Annotated in this window: 1 protein-coding gene; it reads left to right on the top strand. The window is 55.6% G+C overall.

Annotation, left to right across the window (positions count from 1 at the left end; genetic code table 11):
* The first annotated feature begins 588 nt into the window (after positions 1 to 588).
* Entirely contained in the window at positions 589 to 2757 is a 2169-nt protein-coding gene (locus RUMCAL_RS10105) for a glycoside hydrolase family 9 protein (RefSeq protein WP_051343805.1), read from the top strand.
* The last annotated feature ends 69 nt before the right edge of the window (positions 2758 to 2826 follow it).

The raw sequence follows: 2826 nt of genomic DNA, 5'->3' as shown, positions 1-2826 counted from the left end.
CGGCTGCCAGCTCCCCTTTCAGGGGAGCCTGAATAAAAAAACCTCCCCTGAAAGGGGAGGGGAACCAGCGTAGCTGGTGGAGGGGTACTCCGTGAAATCTCTTGCTTAATGTAAAGATTTACGAACTAACCCCTCAGTCAAGCCTGTGGCTTGCCAGCTTCCCTAAAGGGAAGCCTATAGCAAAAGGAAGCCTTATTTTATACATCACCCCAAAAACAGACATTTTTTCTCCCCAATGTGGTTTACGCTTCGCCCTGCAAAAAGATCGTGGGATTTCATGGCGATTTCCTGTGATATTTTCATGAAAACTGCTTGACAATGTCGTGAAAACGTGCGATAATAAAAAGGAAAACGGTATTTTTCCGGCGGGTGTCCCCCGCAGCTGAAATATGCCGCAGAAAGCTGGCAGGATCGTACAGAACTTGTGCGTTACTGCCCGAACCTAAGGCAATACCGCACAAAGCCTGCCTGACGGCTTTGCACGCAATCTGCTTGCAGATTTTCCGTCATATTGCCCAGAAATCTGACAACGCACCTTACGCACAAGCTTTGTGCGGTGTTGCCCTAACAGAAAGGAAGATGATACAAATGCGAAGATGCACACGTGCCGCGGCTCTGCTGACCGCAGTCTGTCTGGGTGTCAGTGCCCTGCCGCCGGTGTCTGTTTCTGCGGCGGACTTTTCCGCCAACTACGCCGAGGCTCTCCAGAAGTCCATGTACTTTTATGAATGCCAGCAGGCAGGGCCGCTTCCGGAATGGAACGAAGTGGAGTGGCGTGCCGATTCCACCATGTCCGACGAAATCACCGGCGGCTGGTACGATGCCGGCGACCATGTCAAGTTCAATCTGCCTATGGCGTATTCCGCTTCCATGCTGGCGTGGGGACTGTACCAGTACCCTGACGGGCTGGAGCAGACCGGCGAACTGGAAACCTATGTGAACAACCTCTCTTTTGTGCTGGACTATCTCGCCGCCTGTGACGAGGGCGACACCGCCGTTTATCAGGTGGGCAACGGACAGATGGATCACACCTGGTGGGGACCGGTGGAGCTGCTGGAATACGGCATGAAGGACAATGGGGCAGACTACACCAAAGCCAGAGCCGTACTCCGCGGAACGGATTCCGCTGTCTGCGGTGAAATGGCGGCGGCACTGGCGGCTGGCTCCTGTGCCCTCAAGGGCAGAAGCGACAAGACCGGCGACTATCTGAAACACGCCGAGAACCTGTTCCGGCTGGCAGACGAAACACGGAGCGACGAAGCCTATAATAATAGTGATGCCAGCGGATTCTACCGTTCGTCCCACTTCTATGACGAACTGTTCTACGCGGCAAACTGGCTGTACATCGCCACCGGCGAGCAGTCCTATCTGGACAAGGCGACTTCCTACATCCCCAATCTGGGAAAGGAACTGGGCTCTGACGAACTGAAATATTCGTGGGGCATGTGCTGGGACGACGTGATGCAGGGCGGTCTGCTTCTGTACGCGATCAACACCAACGACAGCTTCTACATCGGACGGGTACAGAAGCACCTGAACTACTGGACGGACTCTGTGAAAACGCTGGACGGCGGTGCAAAGTGGCTGACCACCTGGGGCTGTCTGCGGTACGCCACCACTGCCGGATTTCTGGCAAGCGTGGCGTGTGACACCGTGCTGAAAGGCACCGACACGACAAAGTATCAGCAGTTCTACGAAGACCAGATCAACTACTGTCTGGGGAACAATCCGGACGGGCAGAGTTTCGTGGTGGGCTACGGAGAAAAATTCCCGCAGAATCCCCACCACCGGACGGCTCACGGCTCGTGGAAAAATGCACTGGATACGCCGGAAACCAACCGCCACATCTTATATGGAGCACTGGTGGGCGGCCCCAACGAGGACGGTTCCTACGAGGACGACCGGCAGAACTACATCAACAACGAGGTAGCGTGCGACTACAACGCCGGTTTCACGGCACTGCTGTGCAAGATGACCGAAGCCTACGGCGGCACACCGGATCCGGATTTTCCGGAACCGGAAACGCGGGACAAGGAATTCTATGTGGAAACCAAGCTGACGGAAACTTCCGGCGGCGTGACGCTGAGTTTCAAGCTGACCAACCACTCGGCATGGCCGGCACGGATCGAGGACAACTTGTCCTATCGGTATTACATGGATCTGTCCGAAGTCATCAACGCCGGCTTCCAGCCCGGCGATGTAGTCATGCGGGTAGACCGCGATCAGGCGAAGATGTACGACGACTACACGCCGGCACAGATCTCGGAAGTGCAGCACTACAAGGACAACATCTACTATATTGAAGTGACCTATCCGGACGGCCGTGTTGCCATGCCGATCTCCGAGGGACAGCACCAGTGCGAACTGATGCTGGCTCTGGTTTTCCCGGATTACCAGACTGGCTGGGACGCTTCCAACGACTATTCCAACACGGACTTGCTGAAAAACGTGGGTGAGTATGTCATTTCGGACTGCATTCCGGTATACCAGAACGGCGTGCTGATCTCCGGCAGAGAGCCGGACGGCAAGGAGCCGGTGACAACTACTGTTACCACGCCCCAGAAGCCGGATACGCTGCTGGGCGATGTCAATACAGACAGCAAGGTGAACGCTGCTGATCTGGTGCTGCTGATCCAGTATCTGCTGGGCAACAAGAAGCTTTCCAAGGCCGGGGCTGCCAACGCCGACCTCCACGCCGACAAGACGGTGAACGGTCTGGACGCAGCAGTGCTGCGGCAGAATCTGGCGGGGAATTGAAAGTCTTTTTTTGTAATGAAAAAGATTCCACGTGAGAACCCCTCCACCGCCTAACGGCGGTTCCCCTCG

It is taken from the genome of Ruminococcus callidus ATCC 27760 (assembly GCF_000468015.1).
Taxonomy (GTDB): Bacteria; Bacillota; Clostridia; order Oscillospirales; family Ruminococcaceae; genus Ruminococcus_C; species Ruminococcus_C callidus.
This window is presented reverse-complemented; position numbering and strand designations above follow the sequence as displayed.